This window comes from Streptomyces roseoviridis (assembly GCF_039535235.1).
Taxonomy (GTDB): Bacteria; Actinomycetota; Actinomycetes; order Streptomycetales; family Streptomycetaceae; genus Streptomyces; species Streptomyces roseoviridis.
Genome location: NZ_BAAAWU010000001.1, coordinates 5203756 through 5225893, shown reverse-complemented (window position 1 = coordinate 5225893; position 22138 = coordinate 5203756). Strand labels below are relative to the sequence as shown.

General features: G+C 72.4%; 15 protein-coding genes and 3 tRNA genes. 8 read left to right on the top strand and 10 right to left on the bottom strand.

What is annotated here, in order from left to right; genetic code table 11:
• Positions 1 to 304: 304 nt before the first annotated feature.
• The 3 genes from ABD954_RS23615 to ABD954_RS23605 all read left to right on the top strand — a co-directional run bounded on the left by ABD954_RS23615 (position 305) and on the right by ABD954_RS23605 (position 3639).
• Positions 305 to 544, top strand: coding sequence for a chaplin (locus ABD954_RS23615; protein ID WP_345488595.1), 240 nt, complete (start codon positions 305 to 307; stop codon positions 542 to 544).
• Between the two features lie 776 nt (positions 545 to 1320).
• Positions 1321 to 2901 (top strand): molybdopterin-dependent oxidoreductase, encoded by a 1581-nt coding sequence (locus tag ABD954_RS23610; RefSeq protein WP_345488593.1) that lies wholly within the window; start codon positions 1321 to 1323, stop codon positions 2899 to 2901.
• Between the two features lie 96 nt (positions 2902 to 2997).
• A complete protein-coding gene (locus ABD954_RS23605; protein WP_382745823.1) occupies positions 2998 to 3639 on the top strand; it encodes a fasciclin domain-containing protein in 642 nt (213 codons plus the stop codon).
• A 100-nt stretch (positions 3640 to 3739) separates the two neighbouring features.
• Here the strand turns inward: ABD954_RS23605 and ABD954_RS23600 are convergent, their stop codons facing one another.
• The 5 genes from ABD954_RS23600 to ABD954_RS23580 all read right to left on the bottom strand — a co-directional run bounded on the left by ABD954_RS23600 (position 3740) and on the right by ABD954_RS23580 (position 6482).
• On the bottom strand, positions 3740 to 5524 hold the full coding sequence (locus ABD954_RS23600) for a hypothetical protein (RefSeq protein ID WP_345488589.1): 1785 nt from the start codon (positions 5522 to 5524) through the stop codon (positions 3740 to 3742).
• Positions 5525 to 5587: 63 nt separating this feature from the next.
• Positions 5588 to 5788 carry a hypothetical protein gene (locus ABD954_RS23595; protein WP_345488587.1) on the bottom strand — a complete coding sequence of 67 codons (201 nt, stop codon included), beginning with the start codon at positions 5786 to 5788 and terminating at the stop codon, positions 5588 to 5590.
• 303 nt (positions 5789 to 6091) lie between these two features.
• Positions 6092 to 6165, bottom strand: a tRNA-Ile gene (locus ABD954_RS23590).
• A 163-nt stretch (positions 6166 to 6328) separates the two neighbouring features.
• Positions 6329 to 6404: transfer RNA gene (locus ABD954_RS23585), tRNA-Asn, on the bottom strand.
• A gap of 5 nt (positions 6405 to 6409) precedes the next feature.
• Positions 6410 to 6482 (bottom strand) — tRNA-Asn (locus tag ABD954_RS23580).
• A 134-nt stretch (positions 6483 to 6616) separates the two neighbouring features.
• Between ABD954_RS23580 and ABD954_RS23575 the strand changes: the two genes are divergently transcribed.
• The 5 genes from ABD954_RS23575 to ABD954_RS23555 all read left to right on the top strand — a co-directional run bounded on the left by ABD954_RS23575 (position 6617) and on the right by ABD954_RS23555 (position 12320).
• Positions 6617 to 6901: a YtxH domain-containing protein gene (locus tag ABD954_RS23575; protein WP_345488585.1), complete on the top strand. Its 285-nt coding sequence runs from the start codon at positions 6617 to 6619 to the stop codon at positions 6899 to 6901.
• Positions 6902 to 6938: 37 nt separating this feature from the next.
• Positions 6939 to 8378: an FGGY family carbohydrate kinase gene (locus ABD954_RS23570; RefSeq protein ID WP_345488583.1), complete on the top strand. Its 1440-nt coding sequence runs from the start codon at positions 6939 to 6941 to the stop codon at positions 8376 to 8378.
• Between the two features lie 135 nt (positions 8379 to 8513).
• On the top strand, positions 8514 to 10247 hold the full coding sequence (locus tag ABD954_RS23565) for an ABC transporter ATP-binding protein (protein WP_345488581.1): 1734 nt from the start codon (positions 8514 to 8516) through the stop codon (positions 10245 to 10247).
• Positions 10247 to 12172, top strand: coding sequence for an ABC transporter ATP-binding protein (locus ABD954_RS23560; RefSeq protein WP_345488580.1), 1926 nt, complete (start codon positions 10247 to 10249; stop codon positions 12170 to 12172). The genes ABD954_RS23565 and ABD954_RS23560 overlap by 1 nt, the downstream gene beginning before the upstream one ends.
• Before the next feature lie 13 nt (positions 12173 to 12185).
• The gene (locus ABD954_RS23555; protein ID WP_345488578.1) at positions 12186 to 12320 is read left to right on the top strand and encodes a hypothetical protein; all 135 of its coding nucleotides are present in this window, start codon (positions 12186 to 12188) and stop codon (positions 12318 to 12320) included.
• Here ABD954_RS23555 and ABD954_RS23550 read toward each other — a convergent pair.
• From ABD954_RS23550 to ABD954_RS23530, 5 genes are all read right to left on the bottom strand, one after another.
• Positions 12317 to 13276: an RNA polymerase sigma factor gene (locus ABD954_RS23550; protein WP_382745825.1), complete on the bottom strand. Its 960-nt coding sequence runs from the start codon at positions 13274 to 13276 to the stop codon at positions 12317 to 12319. The two genes, ABD954_RS23555 and ABD954_RS23550, sit on opposite strands and share 4 nt — an antisense overlap.
• A 276-nt stretch (positions 13277 to 13552) precedes the next feature.
• Positions 13553 to 15442, bottom strand: a complete 1890-nt coding sequence (dnaG, locus tag ABD954_RS23545) for a DNA primase (RefSeq protein WP_345488574.1) — start codon at positions 15440 to 15442, stop codon at positions 13553 to 13555.
• 36 nt (positions 15443 to 15478) lie between these two features.
• Positions 15479 to 16741, bottom strand: a complete 1263-nt coding sequence (locus ABD954_RS23540) for an NAD(P)/FAD-dependent oxidoreductase (RefSeq protein WP_345488572.1) — start codon at positions 16739 to 16741, stop codon at positions 15479 to 15481.
• A 139-nt stretch (positions 16742 to 16880) separates the two neighbouring features.
• Positions 16881 to 18215, bottom strand: a complete 1335-nt coding sequence (locus ABD954_RS23535) for a deoxyguanosinetriphosphate triphosphohydrolase (RefSeq protein WP_345488570.1) — start codon at positions 18213 to 18215, stop codon at positions 16881 to 16883.
• A 59-nt stretch (positions 18216 to 18274) separates the two neighbouring features.
• The gene (locus ABD954_RS23530) at positions 18275 to 22096 is read right to left on the bottom strand and encodes an NB-ARC domain-containing protein (RefSeq protein WP_345488568.1); all 3822 of its coding nucleotides are present in this window, start codon (positions 22094 to 22096) and stop codon (positions 18275 to 18277) included.
• Between the last annotated feature and the right edge of the window lie 42 nt (positions 22097 to 22138).

The following is a 22138-nucleotide window of genomic DNA, read 5'->3' as shown; positions in this document are numbered from 1 at the left end:
GTGCATCGCATGCCGGTCCTTTGTCGTCGCTCGATCGGGCCGGGGCCGTCCGGGGGCGGTCCGGTCGCCGAAACCTGTGGGTGTGTCATCCGTTCTTCGTAGCGGACGGGCGTGTGGATGGGTGGCGTTCGTCACCCGCACCGTCCTTGAGTGACCGGTTCGAGGGAAGCCTGACGCAGCGGCCAAGCCGGAGGGCGGACGGCGGCGAAGACGGTGCGTGAGGAGAACGGAGCGACGTTCTCCGGCTCCCCTCACCGGCCGCGCGGGTTGCTCGGCCGAGGCACCCTCATGGGAGGTAGTTCACATGGTTCGTGTGCGACACGGTCTGGCGGTGGCCCTGGCGGCCGGCACGGTGGTCGTCGGCGGCGCGTCGATGGCATCGGCCGATGCCGGTGCGCAGGGGGTGGCCGCCCACTCGCCCGGAGTGGGCTCTGGCAACCTCGTTCAGGTTCCCGTCCACATCCCGGTCAACGCGTGCGGCAACACCGTCAGCGTGATCGGGCTGCTGAACCCGTCCTTCGGTAACACCTGTATCAACGCCTGATCGAGGCCGCGAAAAGAGGTCCGGTACGCCGCCGACAGACAGGGGGCGCGGACCCGTGATCCGTCCGCAAGCAGCGTGCTCCGGGCGGGTCGGCCGTGGGCGGCTGTCGACGCAGCCGCCCGCGGCACCACGTCCTTTTCGCCGGGGTTGCCAGGTGAGGACCGCGATGACCCGCTTGCCCCGGTCCCAGGTGCTGACGAAGAGGTCCGCCCCCAGCGCCCGGACGATCTTCAGTCCCCGGCCTGCGTCTTCTCGCGCTGCGCGTCGTGGCGGCTTCCGGTCGGGTCCGCCGTGCCGTGGGCTCGACGGACCTGGTGGGCCGCGCGTTCGTCCGGAAGGAGCGGGAGATGCAGCGTGGCCGGACATCCGCAGGAATCGATGGCGGTGTTCACGTGACTGATCCCGGCTGTTGCCGCCGACCCCTCCACGGCGCGTAGGGGCAGGTCGCGCAGGCCGGTGTGGACCTCACGCTGCGCAAGCCCACGGAGTCGGCCCGGGTGGAGCGGCTGCTGAACCCCCGCAGGGGCGGAGGCCGCATTGCCACTGGCCGTGCTCTGGACCTCCCGCCCGGGGGCGAACGATCGGCGCGCCAGCAGCAGGCGAGCGTGCGCCTGACGGGACCCGCGGCCGCTCAAGCAGACCTCGACGCGGCCGCGCACAGCCGGCACCCTCCTGGTCGTCCGTGCAAGCACCGCACGCCCGCCGCGCAAGGCAACACCGGGAAGGGATTTCACTCTTTCGGGGGTTGGAGCAATCCGCCGGGCGGTGGATGCCGAATGCAGGATGTGAGCAGCTTCCGCAGCAGACTCGTCCGCGCCGCACTCGGCGCACTGGCCGGACTCCTGGCCGCGTTCACGGCTCTGGCCGTGGCTGAGCTGGTGGCCGGACCGGTGCGGCCGGCGGCCGGTCCGGTGACGGTGGTGGGCGGAGCGGTGGTCGACCGGACGCCTGCCGCGGTGAAGGACTTCGCGATCCGCACGTTCGGCGAGAACGACAAGATCGTTCTCCAGCTGGGGATCCTCGTGATTCTCGCCCTCATCGCCGTCGGCCTGGGCGTCCTCGCCGTGTCCCATCGGCGCGCCGGTGCTGCGGGGGTGATGCTGTTCGGGCTCGTCGGCGCCGCCGCGGCTCTCAGCCGCCCCGACTCCACCGGCACCGGTGACGCGCTGCCCTCGGTCGCCGGGGCGGTCGCGGGGGCCCTGGCGTTGTACGTGCTGGCGTCCGAAGCCGCCCCCGTTCCTGCGCCGGCTGGCGCGGGAGGCGGGGCGTGGAGCCGGCGTGGGTTCCTCACCGCGGCCGCTGTGACCGCGGTGGCCGCGACCTCGGCCGGCGCGCTGGGCCGGTACTTCACCAGCCGGAAGGGCCGGGGCGCCGTCGCCTCTCGGGAGAACCTGGTGCTTCCCAAGCCTGCCTCCCCAGCCCCAGCCGTCCCGGCCGGTGTCCAGCTGAAGGTGCCCGGCATCACGGCCTTCACCACCCCCAACTCCGGTTTCTACCGCGTCGACACCGCCCTGACCGTGCCGAAGGTCGACGCCGGCACCTGGCGGCTGCGCATCCACGGCAAAGGCGTCACCCGCCCCCGTACCTACACCATCGACCAGCTCCTCGCCCGCCCCCTGATCGAACGCGACATCACCCTCACCTGCGTCTCGAACGAGGTCGGCGGCCCCTACGTCGGCAACGCCCGCTGGCTCGGCGTCCCCCTCGCCGACCTCCTCGAGGAAGCCGGTGTCCGGCCGCCGACGAAGGGCGGCCGGGCGGATCAGCTCGTGGCCCGCTCCGTGGACGGCATGACGCTCGGCTCACCGGTCGAGGACCTGATGGACGGCCGCGACGCCATCCTGGCGGTCGGCATGAACGGCGAGCCGCTCCCCTTCGACCACGGTTTCCCCGTCCGCATGCTCGTCCCCGGCCTCTATGGCTACGTATCGGCCTGCAAGTGGATCGAGGACATCGAACTCACCACGTTCGACGCCTACGACCCCTACTGGGTCAAGCGGAAGTGGGCCCGCACGGCGCCGATCAAGACTCAGTCCCGCATCGACACCCCCAAACCCTTCGCGCGCCCCGCCGCCGGCGCCGTCACCGTCGCCGGCGTCGCCTGGGCCCAGCGCCGCGGCATCACCCGCGTCCAGATCCGCGTCGACGACGGCCCCTGGCAGGACGCTGACCTCGCCGCCCAGGCAGGCACCGACACCTGGCGCCAGTGGTCCTACCGCTGGAACGCCACCCCCGGCGGACACAACCTCACCGTCCGCGCCACCGACGGCACCGGACAGGCCCAGACCGAACGGCGCACCCGGACCGTCCCCGACGGGGCGAGCGGCTGGCACAGCGTCTTCGTCACCGTCCCCTGAACCACCCGGGCGTCCGCAAGGCCTGCACCGGGCAGCACGGCCCATCACCTCAATATCCAGAGAACAATCCCCAAGGAGCAACTCGTCGTGAACAGCATGAAGATCCGCCGCACCGCCGTCGCCGTCGCCGCAGCAGCCGCGCTGCCCTTCTCCCTGGCCGCGTGCTCCGACTCCGGCAACGACACCAAGGCCGCCGCTCCCACCACCGCGGTCGCGGAGCCGACCTCGGAGGCGAGCACCCCCTCCGAGGCGCCGATGACCGACGACCAGCCCTTCGGCCCGGCCTGCGCCGGCGTGCCGAAGGAGGGCGCGGGATCCTTCGACGGCATGGCCAAGGACCCCGTCGCCACCGCCGCGTCCAACAACCCGGCCCTGTCCACTCTCGTGACCGCCGTCAAGAAGGCCGGCCTGGTCGACACCCTCAACAACGCCGAGAACATCACCGTCTTCGCGCCGACCAACGACGCCTTCGCCAAGATCCCGAAGGCCGACCTCGACAAGGTCCTCGCCGACAAGGACGTGCTCACCAAGGTCCTCACCTACCACGTCGTCGGCCAGAAGCTCACCCCCGAGCAGCTGGAGAACGGCAGCTTCGAGACCCTCCAGAAGGGCATGATCACCACCACCGGCGCCGGCGAGTCCTACAAGGTCAACGACACCGCCAACGTGGTCTGCGGCAACGTCAGGACCGCCAACGCCAACGTCTACATCATCGACACCGTCCTCATGCCCAAGTAGGGCGTCGCTCAAGGCCCGCAAGTCACGGTGGCCCTGCACCCGTCGTCCTCGGAAGGGTGCAGGGCCACCGGCGCGACGGTGAGAACTCTCCCGCGGAAGGTCACTCCTCCAAAACGTCCTCCGTGTCGCCTGTCTCCTCGACGGGCGGGGCGAGGAAGAGGGTGCACATCCTGTCGAGGATCCAGGTTCCGCTGTTCAGCGTCTTGCCGTCGATCGTCACCGGGTGCACGAGCATCGGGGTGGCGGCGAAGACGGCGAGGACGGCTTCCCGCACTCCGATGACCGGGGCCAGACGTTCGTGGAGCCGGAGGAGCTGCCCGGCTCCCCGCGCGAGGATCTTGCCCTCGTAGTGCCACTCCGGGGAGTCCCCCCGCTCTTCCGCGAGGACGCTGAGGCCGGCGGCGACTAGGTACGGATCCCAGGCGTCGGGCCGGGAAGCCAGCCAGGCGACCGTGGCCACCAGCTCGTCGCCGCCCGCCGGGGCGGCCTCCGCCGCTCTCGGAGCGACGACGGGTTCCGGCAGCGCTTCCCTGAGCTCCGGGAGACCCGTCTCGATCGGGTCGCTGTCGAGGAGGTTGTAGAACAGGGCCCGCGTCATGGCTGCAGGCCCATGCCCGGTGATCGCGGTAAAGGACTTCAGCTCCCAGCCCGGGTCGGCGGTCGCCCGCTGTGCATCGGTCTCGAACCGGTTGACGGCGTGCGTGGTCATGTGGGCGCGTGGAGCCCGGGGGTTCTTCTGTGCGGCCTCCGCCGCCGCACGGGTGGCACGCCAGACGAGGTTGTAGATCTCGCCGAGCGGCCTGCGCTCGGCCACCTTGTAAGCGGCCTCGGAGAGCCTGGCAGCGTGGTTCTCGGGTACGGCGGGCAGGTTGAGGTCGTCCAGCCGGTTGGTGAAGTAGCGGAGCGCCTCCTCCGCGATGAGCTCCCGGGCGACGGCCAGCAGATCCTCCTGACGGCCTTCGGTCATCCCGGACGGGGCCAGAGCGGCGGTGAGGTAGGCGTCGAGTTCCTCGCCGGCCTTGTCCACGCTCGTGCCGTGGGGTGCGTAGTAGTGGGCGGCCAACGGGTAGAAGCTGCCGGTGAGTTGAGGCGCACCGATGGCGTCCAGGTCTCCTTCGGTCTCGCGCAGGGCTTCTTCGAAGGTGGCCGGCTCCCAGACGAACGCGGTCGCGGGGCTGGATGCGTGGATCCTGAGGAGGTCCGCCCGGATCAACGTTCCGAGGAGCGAGCCGATCTTCGCGCTATCCGGATGGAGCGGGTCCGGCCAGGACGCGACCGCGGTGACGGGAGAAGTCGACGGGGCGTACCGCAGCAGCGCCAGCGCGCCCACCATCTCCCGCACCCCTGCGGCCGGCACCTCCCCGTTCGAGGGGAAGACGGCGGCGTACTCCTCGGCGATGACGTCCCGCTGGAGCTGCTTCCAGCGTGCGTGGGCGAAGTCGACGGCGTTCCGCTCTTCGGCCTTGGCTCTGGCCGCTTCGCGCTTGGCCTTCCGCGCAGGATCGACGATGACCCGCACCGCGGCGGTCAGCGACTCGTTACAGTCCACGCACACGGGGTCGTACCCCTCGCAGACCTGCTGGAAGGCGGCTCGGGAGATAAGGCTGAGCGGGCCTTTGCACTGCGGGCACAGCCTTCCTGCCACCACGGCCCGGACACCGGCCGCGGCCACGGCATAGACCTGGTGCCCCCAGCCGGCGGTGTCGATGTCCTTGACCTTCTCGCACCAGACCGGAGTCCCGAGCTCGGGCGCGAAACCGGCGAGCGCCCAGTACCGCTCCCCGATCACCACCAGCTCCGCGTCGACCCCCTCGAGGGGGACGACCGCCGGAATCAGCTGGACAAGATCATCGACGGCCGGGCGCGGCCTGGAATCGTCACTCACACCGCGCACCCTAATGACCACCGCTGACCCGCCGGGTTGTTCCCGGCCATCAGCGGCGTGCTCTCAACGCGCGCCGGTCGCCGGTTCGGGTCGGGGCAGCCCGTCCAGGTCGAGGGTGAAGGTGCGGCCGTCGGCCAGGTCGATGGGGAGCTCGCCGGTGCCGTACTTGTGCGTGTGCGCCGCGATGTAGCCGGTTCCGGTGGGCTGCGTGTGGACGACGACCTCCGCCGCGTACGGGTCCACCACCAGGTAGACACTGTGCACGCCACTCGGGGTTCGGGGCGCCAAAGCCTGGACCTGGGCGCCGGCCTTGACCGAACAGAGCGGCGACAGGCGCACGGAGGTTCCGCGCATTGCTCGGCGTGTCACGCCCAGGGGGCGTGGGATCGCCGTGGGATCATCGATGCGGCCCCACACCCCATGCTCCACCCCGAACCGCAGGTCAAGAAGGACGGCCCTACGGGGTAAGCGGGGGACACCCGTTCCGCCGCACCACCGAGAGGCGACCGCTGCACGCGAAAACACCCCTCCAGGGGCGTCTTCGCGGGTCAGAACGTTTTTCTTCGGTGGGGCGGGTGGGACTCGAACCCACGGCCGACGGATTATGAGTCCGCTGCTCTAACCGGCTGAGCTACCGCCCCGAACACCACGGCGCGTACAAGTGTGCGCGCCGTCTGCCGCAGCATAGCCGCTCATACGATCTCCTGCTCCGGATGGTCGGCCATGCTCGGTCCAGAAGACTCCCGGGCGGCGCTCCTGGTTCCCCGGGAAACGAAAAAGGACCCCGAAGGGTCCTCTTCCGCTTGGCTCCCCCGGCTGGACTCGAACCAGCAACCCTCCGGTTAACAGCCGAATGCTCTGCCAATTGAGCTACAGGGGATCGCGCTCCCCCGACTGGACTCGAACCAGTAACCTGCCGGTTAACAGCCGGCTGCTCTGCCAATTGAGCTACAGGGGATTGCTGCGTTGCACCGAACGGTCCACCTCGGACCTTCCCGGGCGGCGCTCGCTCGCTGCGACACATACATTAGCGCAAGCAGGGGGGTGCTCCGCCAATCGGTATCCCCAGAGGCTCCAGGGAAGGATCGCAGCGTGCGGTACAAGCTGGTCTTCGTCGCCGGACTGGGCCTCGGTTTCGTCATCGGGACGCGAGCCGGGCGAGAGGTCTACGAGCGGATGAAGACGTCCGCCAAGCAGGTCGCAGAGAACCCCGCGGTGCGCAACGCGGCCGAGTCCGCCGCGCAGTCCGGGCGGCAGGTCGCCGGCAGGGCGATGCACGTCGTCGGGGACCAGGCGCAGCGGATCCGGTCGCTGCGCCACCACAACGGGCAGGTCGCCTCCTACGAGGAGGAGGACTGGGGTCCCACCAACACCTGACCTCGCCGCCCCCGGAAGTACGGCAGAATCATGTGCCATGGGGATAGTCGCCGGTCTGGACAGCTCTTCGGACTCCACGCGCATCGTCGTCTGTGACACGGACACGGGCGCCGTACTGCGGCAGGGGCATGCCCCGCACCCCGTGGACCCCAAGGCCACCGACGTCGATCCACAGGCCTGGCTGCTGTCCCTCGGGGAGGCCGCCACCGGCGGGCTGCTCGAAGGGGTGCAGGCCATCGGGGTCTCCGCCCAGCAGCAGGGCCTCGTCCCGCTGGACGCGCAGGGCGGCCTCGTGCGGCCCGCGCTCGTCGGCAACGACAAGCGGGCGCAGGTCGCCGCGGCCGATCTCGTCGAGGCCCTCGGCGGGCGGCAGGGCTGGGCCGACGCCGTCGGCACCGTCCCGCAGTCCGGCCTGCCCGTCGCCAAGCTGCGCTGGCTCGCCCGCAGCGAGCCCGAGCACGCCCAGCGCGTCGCGATGATCCTCCAGCCGCACGACTGGCTGGTGTGGCAGCTGCTCGGCCGGCCCGCGCGGCGCACCACCGACCGCGGCGCCGCCTCCGCCACCGGCTACTGGTCCGCCAGGACCGGGTCCTACCGGCCCGATCTGGTCGAGCTGGCGCTCGGGCACCAGGCCGTGCTTCCCGAGGTCCTCGCGCCCGCCGAGGCCGCCGGCACCACGCCCGAAGGGCTGCTGATCTCCGCCGGCACCGGAGAGACGATGGCGGCCGCCCTCGGCCTCGGGCTCGGCGTCGGTGACGCCGTGGTCTCCCTCGGCGCCTCCGGCTCCGTGATGGCCGTCCACCACGAGGCCCCCGCCGACCCGAACGGCATGATCACCGCGTTCGCCGACGCCGCCGGCATGCACCTGCCGGTCGTCCACACCTCCAACGCCGTACGAGCCCTGCGCGGGACCGCCGAGATGCTCGGCCTCGACGGCCTGGAGGAGCTGTCCGCGCTCGCCCTGAAGTCCACGCCGGGCGCCTCCGGGCTCGTCCTGCTGCCCTACCTGGAGGGCGAGCGGACCCCCGCGCTGCCGCACACCGCCGGCACCCTCGCAGGGCTGCGCCGCGAGTCGATGAAGCCCGAGCACCTCGCCCGGGCCTCCTTCGAGGGCATGCTCTGCTCGCTCGCCGACGCCATGGACGTGCTGCGCGGCCGCGGAGTCGAGGTGCGCCGGGTCTTCCTGCTCGGCGCGGCCGCCGGGCTGCCCGCCGTGCAGGCCATGGCGCCGATGCTGTTCGGCGCGCAGGTCGTCGTCCCCCAGCCGGCCGACTACGCCGCGCTCGGCGCCGCCCGGCAGGCGGCCTGGGCGCTCGGGGTCTCCCAGGGCACGCTGGCCCCGACCGCTCCCCCGGCCTGGCAGGGCGCCGCCGCCCAGGTCTTCGAGCCGGGCGAGGAGCTGGCCGTCGGCCAGGCCGTGCGGCAGCAGTACACCGCCACCCGGGAGCAGATCCACCCCGGGGCGTTCGCCTCCTGACGCGTGCCGAGCCGGTGCCGGTCGCCCGACGCGCCCGGTCCGGCCGTGCCCCGTGCGTAAAGTCTTCACCAGGGCTGGTCCGCCGCGCCCAAAACGAGTCGTAACGTCTCGGCAGCGCGGGCGATAGTAGAGCCCGTGCTCATAAGACTGCTCCGAACCTTCCTGCGACCGTACAGAAAACCCATCGGCCTGCTGGTGCTGCTCCAGCTGCTGCAGACCAGCGCCACCCTCTATCTGCCGACCCTGAACGCCGACATCATCGACAACGGTGTCGTGAACGGGGACACCGGCTACATCCTGCGGTTCGGCGCGCTGATGATCGGCGTGTCCGTGCTCCAGGTGGCCTGCAACATCGGGGCCGTGTACTACGGGGCGCGGACCGCGGCCGCGCTCGGCCGGGACGTCCGCGCCTCCGTCTTCGAGCGGGTGCAGTCCTTCTCGGCCCGCGAGCTCGGGCAGTTCGGCGCGCCGTCGCTGATCACCCGGACGACCAACGACGTGCAGCAGGTCCAGATGCTGGTCCTCATGGCGTTCACCCTGATGGTGTCCGCGCCGATCATGTGCGTCGGCGGGATCGTCATGGCGCTCGGCCTGGACGTGCCGCTGTCGGCGGTGCTGATCGCGGTGGTGCCGGTGCTCGGCGTCGCCGTCTCGCTGATCGTGCGCCGGATGCGGCCGCTGTTCCGGACCATGCAGGAGCGACTGGACACGGTGAACCGGGTGCTGCGGGAGCAGATCACCGGCAACCGGGTCATCCGCGCCTTCGTACGGGACGACTACGAGCGGGAGCGGTTCAAGGGGGCCAACACCGAGCTGACCGACGTGTCGATGGCCACCGGCCGGCTGATGGCGCTGATGTTCCCGACCGTGATGACGGTGGTGAACGTGTCGTCGATCGCGGTCGTGTGGTTCGGCGCGCACCGCATCGACAGCGGCGGGATGCAGATCGGCGCGCTGACCGCCTTCCTCGCCTATCTGATGCAGATCGTGATGGCCGTGATGATGGCCACCTTCATGTTCATGATGGTGCCGCGGGCCGAGGTGTGCGCCGAGCGCATCGAGGAGGTCCTGGCGACGGATTCCAGCGTGGTGCCGCCGGCCGAGCCGGTGCGCGAGCTGGGGCGGCGGGGCCATCTGGAGGTCAGGAACGCGGACTTCCGGTATCCGGGCGCGGAGGAGTCGGTCCTCAAGGACGTCGGGCTCGTCGCCCGGCCGGGCGAGACCACCGCGATCATCGGCTCGACCGGCAGCGGCAAGTCGACGCTGCTCGGGCTCGTGCCCCGGCTGTTCGACGTGACGGACGGGGAGGTCCTGGTCGACGGCGTGGACGTACGGAGGCTGGATCCCGCGCTGATGGCGCGGACGGTCGGGCTCGTCCCGCAGAAGCCGTACCTGTTCTCGGGGACGGTCGCGACCAATCTGCGGTACGGGAAGCCGGACGCCACCGACGAGGAGCTGTGGCACGCCCTGGAGGTGGCCCAGGCCAAGGACTTCGTGGCGAAGCTGGAGGGCGGTCTGAACGCCCCCGTCGCGCAGGGCGGCACCAATGTCTCCGGTGGTCAGCGGCAGCGGCTGGCGATCGCCCGGACGCTGGTGCAGCGGCCGGAGATCTATCTCTTCGACGACTCCTTCTCCGCCCTCGACTACGAGACGGACGCCCGCTTGCGGGCCGCGCTCGCCGAGGAGACGGCCGACTCGACGGTGGTCATCGTCGCCCAGCGGGTGTCGACCATCCGGGACGCCGACCGGATCGTGGTCCTCGACGAGGGCCGGGTCGTGGGGACCGGGCGGCACCACGAGCTGATGGCGGACAACGAGACGTACCGGGAGATCGTGCTCTCCCAGCTGACCGAGGCGGAGGCAGCCTGATGGCCGGACCACGTATGCCCATGGCCGGGGGCGGCCCGGGCGAGCGGTCGATGGACTTCAAGGGCTCCGGCAAGCGGCTGCTGCGGCAGCTGGCGCCGGAGCGCACGGCGCTGTGGGTGATGCTGGTCGCCTGTGTGCTGTCGGTGACGGCCTCGGTGATCGGGCCGAAGATCCTCGGCCGGGCGACCGACCTGGTCTTCGCGGGTGTGGTCGGGCGGCAGATGCCCGAGGGCACGACGAAGGAGCAGGCCCTCGCGGCGCTGCGGGCCGACGGCGACGGCGGGATGGCGGACATGCTGTCCGGGGTGGACTTCACTCCGGGACAGGGCATCGACTTCACGGCGGTCGGCGAGGTCCTGGGCGTGGCCCTGGGGATCTACGTGCTGGCGGGCCTGCTGATGCTGGTCTCCACCCGCATGTCGATCACGGTGATCAACCGGACCGTCTACCGGATGCGCGAGGACGTCCAGGCGAAGCTGGCGCGGCTGCCGCTGTCGTACTTCGACCAGGCCAAGCGCGGCGAGGTGCTGTCCCGGGCGACCAACGACATCGACAACATCGGCCAGACCCTCCAGCAGTCGATGGGGCAGCTGATCAACTCGCTGCTCACGATCGTCGGGGTGCTGGCGATGATGTTCTGGATCTCCCCGCTGCTGGCGCTGGTGGCGCTCGTGACGGTGCCGCTGTCGGTGGTGGTCGCGACCCGGATCGGCAAGCGCTCGCAGCCGCACTTCGTGCAGCAGTGGAAGTCCACGGGCCGGCTCAACGCCCATGTGGAGGAGATGTACACCGGGCACGCGCTGGTGAAGGTGTTCGGGCGCCAGGAGGAGTCCGCGAAGGACTTCCACGAGCAGAACGAGGCGCTGTACGAGGCCGGGTTCAAGGCGCAGTTCAACAGCGGCGTGATGCAGCCGGTGATGTTCTTCATCTCGAACATCAACTACGTCCTGGTGGCCGTGGTGGGCGGTCTGCGGGTGGCGAGCGGCAGTCTGTCGATCGGTGACGTGCAGGCGTTCATCCAGTACTCGCGGCAGTTCTCGATGCCGCTGACGCAGGTGGCGTCGATGGCCAACCTGGTGCAGTCGGGCGTCGCGTCCGCCGAGCGGGTCTTCGAGCTGCTGGACGCGGAGGAGCAGGCGCCGGACGCGCCGGTGAGCGAGAAGCCCACCGAGCCGAAGGGCCGGGTGGCGCTGGAGGGGGTGTCGTTCCGTTACGAGGCGGACAAGCCGTTGATCGAGGGTCTGTCGCTGGCGGTGGAGCCGGGGCAGACGGTGGCGATCGTCGGTCCGACCGGTGCGGGCAAGACGACGCTGGTGAACCTGCTGATGCGGTTCTACGAGGTGACCGGGGGGCGGATCACCCTGGACGGGGTGGACATCGCGAGGATGTCGCGCGAGGAGCTGCGTTCCGGCATTGGCATGGTCCTTCAGGACACGTGGCTGTTCGGCGGCACGATCGCCGACAACATCGCCTACGGCGCCACGCGCGAGGTGACCCGCGCCGAGATCGAACAGGCGGCGAAGGCGGCCCACGCCGACCGTTTCGTCCGCACCCTCCCCGACGGCTACGACACCGTCCTCGACGACGAGGGTTCGGGGGTGAGCGCAGGCGAGAAGCAGCTGATCACCATCGCGCGGGCGTTCCTGTCCGACCCGGTGATCCTGGTCCTCGACGAGGCCACCAGCTCCGTCGACACCCGCACCGAGGTCCTCATCCAGAAGGCGATGGCCCGCCTCGCCCACGGACGTACGTCGTTCGTCATCGCCCACCGGCTCTCCACCATCCGGGACGCCGACGTCATCCTGGTGATGGAGAACGGCTCGATCGTCGAACAGGGCACGCATGAGGAGCTGTTGGCGTCCGGCGGTGCGTATGCCCGGCTGTACGCGGCTCAGTTCGCGCAGGCGGTGGTGGAGGTCGACTGACGGCAGGGTGGTCATGGACGAGGTCGAGCCGGCGCTCGATCGGATCGTGATCGCCGCCCGGACCCGGCAGGGCGGTTTCGCCGAGGAGCCGGCCTCCAAGGGCCTTTCTTCCGGATCAGCCCGGCAAGATCCGGAAGGAAGGCCCTAGTCCAGGTAGCCGCGCAGCTGGTCGGCGTAGGCGTGGTCCCGTAGCTTGCTGAGGGTCTTGGACTCGATCTGGCGGATGCGTTCGCGTGTCACGCCGAAGAGCTGTCCGATCTCCTCCAGGGTGCGGGGCCTGCCGTCGTCGAGTCCGTAGCGCAGCTGCACGACCTTGCGTTCGCGCTCGCCGAGGGTGGAGAGCACCGCCTCCAGGTGTTCGCGCAGCAGCAGGAAGGCGGCGGACTCGACGGGGGAGGCGGCGTCGCCGTCCTCGATGAGGTCACCGAGGGCGACGTCCTCCTCCTCGCCGACGGGGGCGTGCAGGGAGACCGGTTCCTGGGCGAGCCGCAGGACCTCGCCGACCCGTTCGGGGGGCAGTTCGAGGTGGGCGGCGACCTCTTCGACGGTGGGTTCACAGCCGCGTTCCTGGAGCATGCGGCGCTGGACGCGGACGACCCGGTTGATGAGTTCGACGACGTGCACGGGGACGCGGATGGTCCGGGCCTGGTCGGCGAGGGCCCGGGACATGGCCTGGCGGATCCACCAGGTCGCGTACGTGGAGAACTTGTAGCCGCGCGCGTAGTCGAATTTCTCGACGGCCCTGATGAGGCCGAGGTTGCCCTCCTGCACCAGGTCGAGCATGGTCAGGCCGCGGCCCACGTAGCGCTTGGCGACGGAGACGACGAGCCGCAGGTTGGCTTCGATCAGCCGGCGTTTGGCGATCCGGCCGAGGACCACGAGGCGGTCGAGGTCGTGGGCCAGGCGGGAGTCGAGGTCGGGGGTGCCGGCGAGTTTCTCCTCGGCGAAGAGACCGGCCTCGACGCGCCGCGCGAGCTCGACCTCCTCCTCGGCGGTGAGCAGCGGGACGCGGCCTATCTCGCGCAGGTACTGGCGGAACAGGTCGGAGGAGGTCCCGTTGCCGCCGAGGTCGACGCGGCGGCGCTGGGCCGGGATCTCGGGCAGTTCGGGTTCGTCCCCGGCGGCCGTGAGCTCGGCCGGTGGGGTGTCCGCGTCGGACGGTTCCTGGGACACGGTGACGGTCTGGGTCTGCACGGGGGGCGACCTCCAGGGTGGGTGATCGCTGCCCGGTTCGGGGGGACGGAGGGCAGCGGGACGGCACCGTGACCCAGTGTGGCCCACGACACATCGCCGCCACGAGGGGCGTGCGGTGACTTTTTGAGTCCGGTGCGTGACCGACCGTAGGGCGCGGTGCCGGCGGGGGCGGTCGCCGGTCCGCCGTCAGAGCGCCGCGGCGCCGTGGTTGCGCAGCGACTGGCCGTACTGGGTGAGCACCCACAGCTCGTTCTGTACGGCGGCGAGCCGCTGGGGGTCGCCGTGGGCGCCGAGCCGGGCGAGGGTGCCCTGGACGTCGCGGATGCGGCGGTCGACGGCGCGCAGCCGTACGGTGACGAGCTGGTCGCCGGCGTACGCCTCGTCGACGGTCTTGGCGAAGATCGTCTCGACGGCGAGTTCGGTGACGAGGGCGCGGACCGTGTCGTCGGGGGCCGCCGCGCGGACCGCGTCGAGGTAGTCGGCGGGGGCGTCGGTGGCGCCGCCGGCGTCCTGGATGCACTGGCGGACGGCCGCGTAGGGCGGGGCGGTGAACTCGTCGATGCCGTACGCGTCGAAGGCCGGGGAGACCAGTTCGGGGCGCTGGAGGGCCAGCTTGAGGAGCTCGCGTTCGGTGCGGTGGGCGGGGCTGCGCAGGTTGAGCGCGGGGCCGGCGGGCGCGGTGGGTGCCTGGATCTCGTAGCCGCGGCGCTGCGGGGCACCGCGGTCCGGGCCCTTGGTGCCGCCCTGGCGCTGCCAGCGGGCGATCTGGGCGACCCGGCGGACCACGAACTGGGTGTCGAGGATGCCGAGCATGCCCGCGAGCTGGACGGCGACCTCGTGCTGGGAGGCGACGTTCTTGATGCGGGCGACGATCGGGGCGGCCTCGTCGAGGGCGGCGGCCCGGCCGGAGGGGATCTCCAGGTCGTAGCGGTTCACGATCTGGCGCAGGGCGAACTCGAAGAGCGGGGTGCGGGGCTGGACGAGGTCGGCGACGGCCTCGTCGCCCTTGGCGAGGCGGAGCTCGCAGGGGTCCATGCCGTCGGGGGCGATGGCGATGTAGGTCTCGGCGGCGAACTTCTGGTCGTCCTCGAAGGCGCGCAGGGCGGCCTTCTGGCCGGCGGCGTCGCCGTCGAAGGTGAAGATGACGCGGGCGGAGCCGTTGTCCATGAGGAGGCGGCGCAGGATCTTGATGTGGTCGCCGCCGAAGGCGGTGCCGCACGTGGCGATGGCGGTGGTGACGCCGGCCAGGTGGCAGGCCATGACGTCGGTGTAGCCCTCGACGACGACGGCGCGGCTGGCCTTGGCGATGTCCTTCTTGGCCAGGTCGATGCCGTACAGCACCTGGGACTTCTTGTAGATCGGCGTCTCGGGCGTGTTGAGGTACTTGGGCCCGTTGTCGTCGTCGCGGAGCTTGCGGGCGCCGAAGCCGACGACGTCGCCGCCGACGTCCTTGATCGGCCACATCAGCCGGCCGCGGAAGCGGTCGATGGGGCCGCGGCGGCCGTCCTGGGAGAGGCCGGAGAGGATCAGCTCGCGGTCGGTGAAGCCCTTGCCGCGCAGGTAGCGGGTGAGGTGGTCCCAGCCGGCCGGGGAGTAGCCGACGCCGAAGTGCTCGGCGGCGGCCTGGTCGAAGCCTCGCTCGGCGAGGAACGTGCGGCCGATCTCGGCTTCGGCGGAGCCGAGTTGTTCGGCGTAGTACGCCGCGGCGATCGTGTGGGCCTCGACCAGGCGGGTGCGCTCGCCGCGCTGGTGGCCGGGGTTGTAGCCGCCTTCTTCGTAGCGCAGGGTGATGCCCGCCTTGGCGGCGAGGCGCTCGACGGTCTCCGAGAAGGAGAGGTGGTCGATCTTCATCACGAAGGCGATGGTGTCGCCGCCTTCCTGGCAGCCGAAGCAGTGGAAGAGTCCCTTGCTGGGGCTGACCTGGAAGGAGGGCGACTTCTCGTCGTGGAAGGGGCAGAGTCCCTTGAGGTTTCCGCCGCCCGCGTTGCGGAGCTGGAGGTACTCGGACACGACGGCGTCGATCGGGACCGCGTCCCGGACCGCCTTCACGTCGTCATCGTTGATCCTGCCTGCCACGCATGAATGATACGGGGGTGCGCGGGCCTTCCCCGGCTACCGGGCGAGGCTCTCCAGCGGCACCGACGCGTCGGCGAGGGCGTCGGGGTCCACCTGGGCCCGGGACCGGATCAGCCGCTGGACGGCGTCTGTGACGTCCCACACATTCACGTTCATGCCGGCGAGGACCCGTCCCTCCTTCAGCCAGAAGGCGATGAACTCGCGCTTTCCGGCGTCCCCGCGCAGCACCACCTGGTCGTACGAGCCGGGCGGCGCCCAGCCCGAGTACTCCATGCCGAGGTCGTACTGGTCGGAGAAGAAGTACGGGACGCGGTCGTAGGAGACGTGGTGGCCCAGCATGGCGCGGGCGGCGGCGGGGCCCCCGTTGAGCGCGTTGGCCCAGTGCTCGACGCGGACGCGGCGGTGCAGGAAGGGGTGGTGGGCGGCGGCGACGTCGCCGGCGGCGAAGACGTCGGGGTCGGAGGTGCGCAGCGACTCGTCGACGGCGATGCCGCCGCCGTCGGCGCGGTCGACGAGGGCGAGGCCGGCGTTCTCGGCGAGGGCGGTGCGGGGGGCCGCGCCGATGGCGACGAGGACGGCGTGCGCCGGGTGCTCCTCGCCGTCGTCGGTGCGGGCGGCGAGGACGATGCCGTCCTGGCCGGTGATCTCGGTGAGCCGGGCGCCGAAGTGGAAACGGACGCCGTGCTGGGTGTGCAGGTCGGCGAAGAGCTGGCCGAGTTCCGGGCCGAGGACCTGGTGGAGCGGGCTCGGGGCGTATTCGACGACGGTGACCTCGGCGCCGTACGTACGGGCCGCGGCGGCGACCTCCAGGCCGATCCAGCCGGCGCCGGCGATGACCAGGTGGCCGTTGTCGCGGCCGAGGGCCTTGAGCTCGTCGCGCAGCCGCTCGGAGTGGGCGAGCCGGCGCAGGTGGTGGACGCCGGCGAGGCCGGTGCCGGGGATGTCGAGGCGGCGGGGCTCGGCGCCGGTGGCGAGCAGGAGCTTGTCGTAGCGGATGACGGTGCCGTCGCCGAGGCGCACGGTGCAGGCCTCGCGGTCGACGGCGGTGACCGGCTGGCCGAGGTGCAGCTCGACGTCGTGCTGCGCGTACCAGGAGGGCTCGTGGACGAAGACGGAGTCCCGCTCCTCCTTGCCGAGCAGGTAGCCCTTGGACAGGGGTGGGCGCTCGTAGGGGTGGTCGCGTTCGTCGCCGATGAGGATCACCCGGCCGTTGAACCCCTCGGCGCGCAGGGTCTCTGCCGCCTTGGCCCCGGCCAGGCCGGCGCCGACGATGACGAAGGTCTGATCTGCGTCGACCACGGTGGTTCCTCCTCGTTGCGACCGGTTCCCTACGCTACGCCCCCGGGCCGGGCCCGAGCCGCACCGCCTCGGGACGTGCATGCGAGGGTGCCGCACCGGCCCGGCCGGCGAAAGAGGGCGACCGGGCGGAGCGGGTGTCCTACCGGCGCGGGGTGCGCAGGCGGGCGTGGAGGGTGCGGGCGGAGGCGTCGGTGAGGGAGGCGATCTGGTCGACGATCACCCGCTTGCGGGAACGGTCGTCGGGCGCGCTGACGAACTGGGCGCGGAACTGGGGTTCGAGGGCCTCGGGGGCGCGGGCGGCCAGCGCCTCGGCGAGTTCGGCGATGACGATGCGCTGGTCGGCGCGGAGCGCCTCCTGCTCGGCCCGCTGCATCACGTACCGGTCGGCGACGGCCTTGAGGACGGCGCACTCGTTGCGGGTCTCGCGGGGGACGACGAGCTCGGCGCCGTAGCGGGTGAGGCGGCCCGAGCCGTGGGTCCGGCGGGTGGCGCCCTCGGCGGCGAGGCAGAAGCGGCCGATGAGCTGGCTGGTGGCGTCCTTGAGCCGGGCCTGGGCGACGGCCGAGCCGTCGTAGCCGTGCGGCCACCACTCCTGGTCGAGGAGCCGGTCGAGGGCGTCGGCGAGCTCTTGGGGGTCGGTGTCCTCCGGTACGTAGCGGCCGAGGGCGACCGCCCAGATGTCGGCGCGCTCGGGTTCGGAGAGCAGCATGTTGGGGTCGATGTGGCCGGCGTGCAGGCCGTCCTCGAAGTCGTGCACCGAGTAGGCCACGTCGTCGGACCAGTCCATGACCTGGGCCTCGAAGCACTTGCGGTGTGCGGGGGCGTCCTCGCGGATCCAGGCGAAGACGGGCAGGTCGTCCTCGTAGACGCCGAACTTGTTGGAGCCGGGGTCGGTGGGGTGGGCGCCGCGGGGCCAGGGGTACTTGGTGGCGGCGTCGAGGGCGGCCCGGGTGAGGTTGAGGCCGACGCTGACCGGGTCGCCGGTGGCCGGGTCGGCGATGAAACGCTTCGGTTCGATGCGGGTGAGCAGCCGCAGCGACTGGGCGTTGCCCTCGAATCCGCCGCAGTCCTTGGCGACGTCGTTGAGGGCCTGCTCGCCGTTGTGCCCGAACGGCGGGTGTCCCATGTCGTGGGCGAGGCAGGCCGCCTCGACGAGGTCGGGGTCGCAGCCGAGGGCCGCGCCGAGCTCGCGGCCGACCTGGGCGCATTCGAGGGAGTGGGTGAGCCGGGTGCGGGGGCTGGCGTCCCAGGCGTGGCTGCGGGTGCCGGGGGTGACGACCTGCGTCTTCCCGGCGAGTCTGCGCAGGGCGGCGGAGTGCAGGACGCGGGCCCGGTCGCGCTGGAAGGCGGTGCGGCCGGGCCGTTTGTCGGGCTCGGCGGCCCAGCGTTCGGTGGCGGCGGTGTCGTAGCCGGGGGTGTCGGTGCCGTGGTCCGTGCCGTTGCGTGCGCTGCTGCGTTCCGTGATGCCTTCCATGCACCGAAGGTAACGGGCGGGGCGGACAAACGGGACCGGGACGCGTGGGGTCGCCGGGTTCAGGTCCGCGACCCGGGAACGAACTCGTGGGCGTACAGGCCGCGTTCGCCGACCGCGACGAGCCCGCGTCCGTCGGGCAGCCAGGCGCAGGAGCCCAGCGGCGTCTCGGCCCGTACGCCGGCGACGGTACGGCCGGTGGCGGCGTCCCAGACGCGCAGCATCACGCCGGCGGTGGCGATCCGGCGGCCGTCCGGGGAGACGGAGAGGCCGTTCACGGGGCCGTCGGGGTCGGTGAAGGCGGAGAGCGGGGTGCCGGTGCGGGGGTCCCAGAGGGTGACGGTGCCGGTCGCGGAGGCGGTGAGGAGGCGGCCGTCGGGGGTGGCGGAGAGGGCGGTGACCTTCTCGCCGTGGTGGACGTCGAGGTGGACGGGGCCGTGCGGGTCCGTGGCCCCTCGCCCCGGCGCGAGCGGGAACACCTGCACCTGGGAATCCTCTCCCCGGGCCGGCCACTCCTCCCGCCGCAGCGCGTCGAGCCAGACCCGTATCAGGGAGCGCGCCTCGCGGGTGGGCAGCCTTCCGTGCCGCAGCACGGCGAGCCAGCTCCGCAGTACGCGTCGTGCCTCCTCGCGCCGGGGCACGGGCCGCTGCCGCAGCACGGCGACCCACGATCCGTCGGGGGCGACCGTCACGGAGTCGGCGCGGCCCTCGCCGCCCGGCAGGGAGGCGGTCTGCGTGCTCGTGGCGCGGTCCCACAGCTGCACCGCGCCGGTGGAGTCGGCGACGGCGAGCCAGTCGGCGGCGGGCGCGACCGCCAGGGCCTGGGCCCTGACCGGGGCCCTGGCCGAGCGGCCGAGTTCGAGCGTGGCCGTCACCGCTCCCGAGTCCCGGTCGCGGAGCTCGACCGAGAAGGCCGCGGCGGTGGCGGCGGCATACCAGTCGCCGTCCGGGGCGAAGGCGGGCGCTACCTCCTGGACGACGTCCGCGCGCAGCGGCGTCCCCTGCCCGTCGGCCGCCCCCGGAACGTCGTGCAAGCGCGTTCTGCCGTCGGTGTGCCAGACGGCCAGCCGCGTCCCGCCGTCCACGACGGTGACCGTGCGCATTCCCTCGCCGGCGTCCGAACGCGGTGAGCGGGCGGATCCGGTCGCGTCCCAGACCCGTACGGTTCCGTCCTCACCCGCGCTGATCAGCCGGTCGCCGTCCGTGGTGAACGCGACGGCGTGGACCGGCCCCCGGTGGCCGGCACAGTGGATGCGGCATTCGCCGGTGCGTCCGTCCCAGACCGCGACGGTCCCCTTCCGGCCCCCGCTGCCCGCCCAGCGTCCGTCCGGGGAGACCGCCACCGCGGTGACGCCGCCGTCGTGCGCCTTGGCCGACCAGACGCTCTTGAGCGTCACCTCGTCCCACACGCGCACGTCGCCGCCCCGCTCGGCGGCGACCAGCCAGCTGCCGTCCGGGGCGACGGCCAGCGCGTCGACGGCGCCGTGGGCCCCGTCTCCCCGGGTCTCGAGCCGGGTGGCCAGATCGGGGGACATCAGCTCGACTCCCCGGTCGCCGCCGGCCGCCAGCCATGAGCCGCCGGGCGAGAACGCCACGCAGGTGAACTCGTCGGCCCTCCACGGACGGGAGCCGACCCGTTCGGCCCCGCGTGGGAGGGCTCCGAACAGGCACTCCCCGGTCCCGACGTCCCAGACCTCGAGTGTGCTGTCCGTGGCGAGCGTGGCCACCCGGGTCCCGGAGGGCGAGATCGACAGGCCGCGCAGGGACGCGCCGCGTTCCCCGACCGGGCCCAGGGTCCGCGTCGAGGGGGTGGCCCGGTCGGGGGTCCACAGGTGCACGTTGCGGCCGGAGCCGCCGGTCGCGAGCCAGGTGCCGTCCGGGGCGACCGCGAGGGCGCGGAAGCGGCCGGGGCCGCGGACGTCCACGGTGAACTCGCCGCCGCTGTCCGGGTCGAGCCCCCGGGCCATGCCGTCGGCGCCGATGGTCACGAGGAACGGGCGGCCCCTCTCCGGGTCGGGCACCACGGCCACGGACCGGACCGGGCCGGTGTGGCCGAGGAACGTGCGCAACAGGGCCGGTTCGGGGAGGTCCGGTGGGGTGCTGCGGTTGCGCAGCAGGGGGCGGGAGGCGATCTCGGGCACGGTCTGCCGGTGGAGGACCCGGTCGCGCCACAGCGGCAGCGGTTCCAGGCGGCTGTGCAGGACGTTCGTCAACAGCTCGGGCGGATCCGTGGGGGTGAGGAGGTGGGCGGTGCGGGTGAGGTCGTCGGCCAGGCGGGCCGCCATGGGGGTGGGGACGTCGAACAGGTCCGCCCAGGCCGCCATGGGGCCGCGCTGGTGGAGCCGGGTCTCGATCCAGCGCAGGTCGCTCGCGACGCGCTCGGCCTCGGCGGTCCGCCCGGCGGCGAGCAGGTGCTCGATCGTGTGGTCGAGGAGGTAGCCGCGCGAGTCCTCCGGCGGCTCCCAGGGGTCGGCGCCCGCCGCGTCGGCGACCGTGCCGTGCAGCGCGGCCGCGTCCGCCCCGCCCAACTCCTTGTGCAGGTAGTCGCGGAGCACGTCGTGCATGGTGATCCGGCCGCCGTGGTCGGGGGTGAGCGAGACCAGGGACAGCCGGTCGAGCTCGCCGCACAGGGAACGCGTCGCGTCCTCGGTGAGGCCGCCGGTGGCCTCCCAGAGGCGGGCGACCAGCGGGACGGGGATGGACTCGTCCTCGGCGAAGACGGCGAGTTCCGCGAGGCGCCGGTCGCCGCCGGGCGGGAGGAGGGTCCGGGCCGCCTCGACCGTGGCGCGTACGGCCCGGGCGCGGCGGACCGGGTCGTCCAGGTCGAGCGCGGCCGGGTCGGCGTCGACGGCCGCGGGGCCGTTCGCGAGGAGTCCGCGCAGGGCCTCGGCCGCCGCGTCGGCCGGGTCGGTGCCGGTGGCGATCCGGCGGGTGACGAGACGGTTGGTCAGGCGGAGCAGGAGCGCCCAGCGTCCGGTGGCCTCCAGGAGGTCCCGGACGAGGGTCTCGGGGAGTCGGGGCAGTTCCCAGGTGAGGACGGCGCGGGCCTGGTCGGGGGACATCTGGTCGACGCGGACGCGTTCGGTGCCGCGCGGCAGGGCGGCGGGGACGCGGGTGGTGACCAGGCGTACGCAGCGTTCGCCGCCGCGCAGGAAGGGTTCGAGCTGTTCGGCGTCCCAGACGTCGTCGAGGAGCAGCAGGGTGCGGGGGCGGCGGTCGAGGAGCCGGCCGAGGTGGTCGCCGGCGAGGCCGGGGTCGTCGAAGGCGGTGGTGTCGCCGGTGAGGAAGCGGGTGGCCTCGGCGACCTTCGCGGCGATCGCCGCGCGGCCGCGGACGTCCCGGCCGATGGTGACGGTGTAGATGCGGCCGCGGAAGTGCCTGCGGACGCGCGGGCTCGCGGCGACGGCGCGGGCGAGGACGGTCTTGCCGAAGCCGCCGGCGCCTTCCAGGGACGTGGTGATCGCGACCGTACGGCTGCCTCCGGCGCGGCGGGTGCGGCGCAGGCGGAAGCGGCGGGTGCCGCCCGGGGACGAGGGGGCGGCGACCGCAGGCCGGCGTCGGGGGCGGCCGGCGCGGCACACCGCCTTGACCGTACGGGCCCGTTCGCCGCGGTCGACCACCCAGTCCGGGACGGCCTGCGGGGGCGGCGGGGGCGGGTCGCCGGCGACCAGGGCGCCGCGCTCCTGGCGCCAGGCCAGGACGACGGCGACGAGGACGCCGACGGCGGCGAGTCCGGCGACCCACCACCAGGGCTGCTGCCTGATCCGGTCGAGCGCGCCGGGCCAACGGTCTTGGGAAGTGGCGGCGTTGGCCGCGAGCGAGGCCAGGACGGCCACGGCGGCCGCGGTTCCGGCGAGCGACGCGCCCCGTACGGCACCGCGCATGTCCCTGCCTCCCGTCCCGGCCGCCCCGATGGCACAACGGGC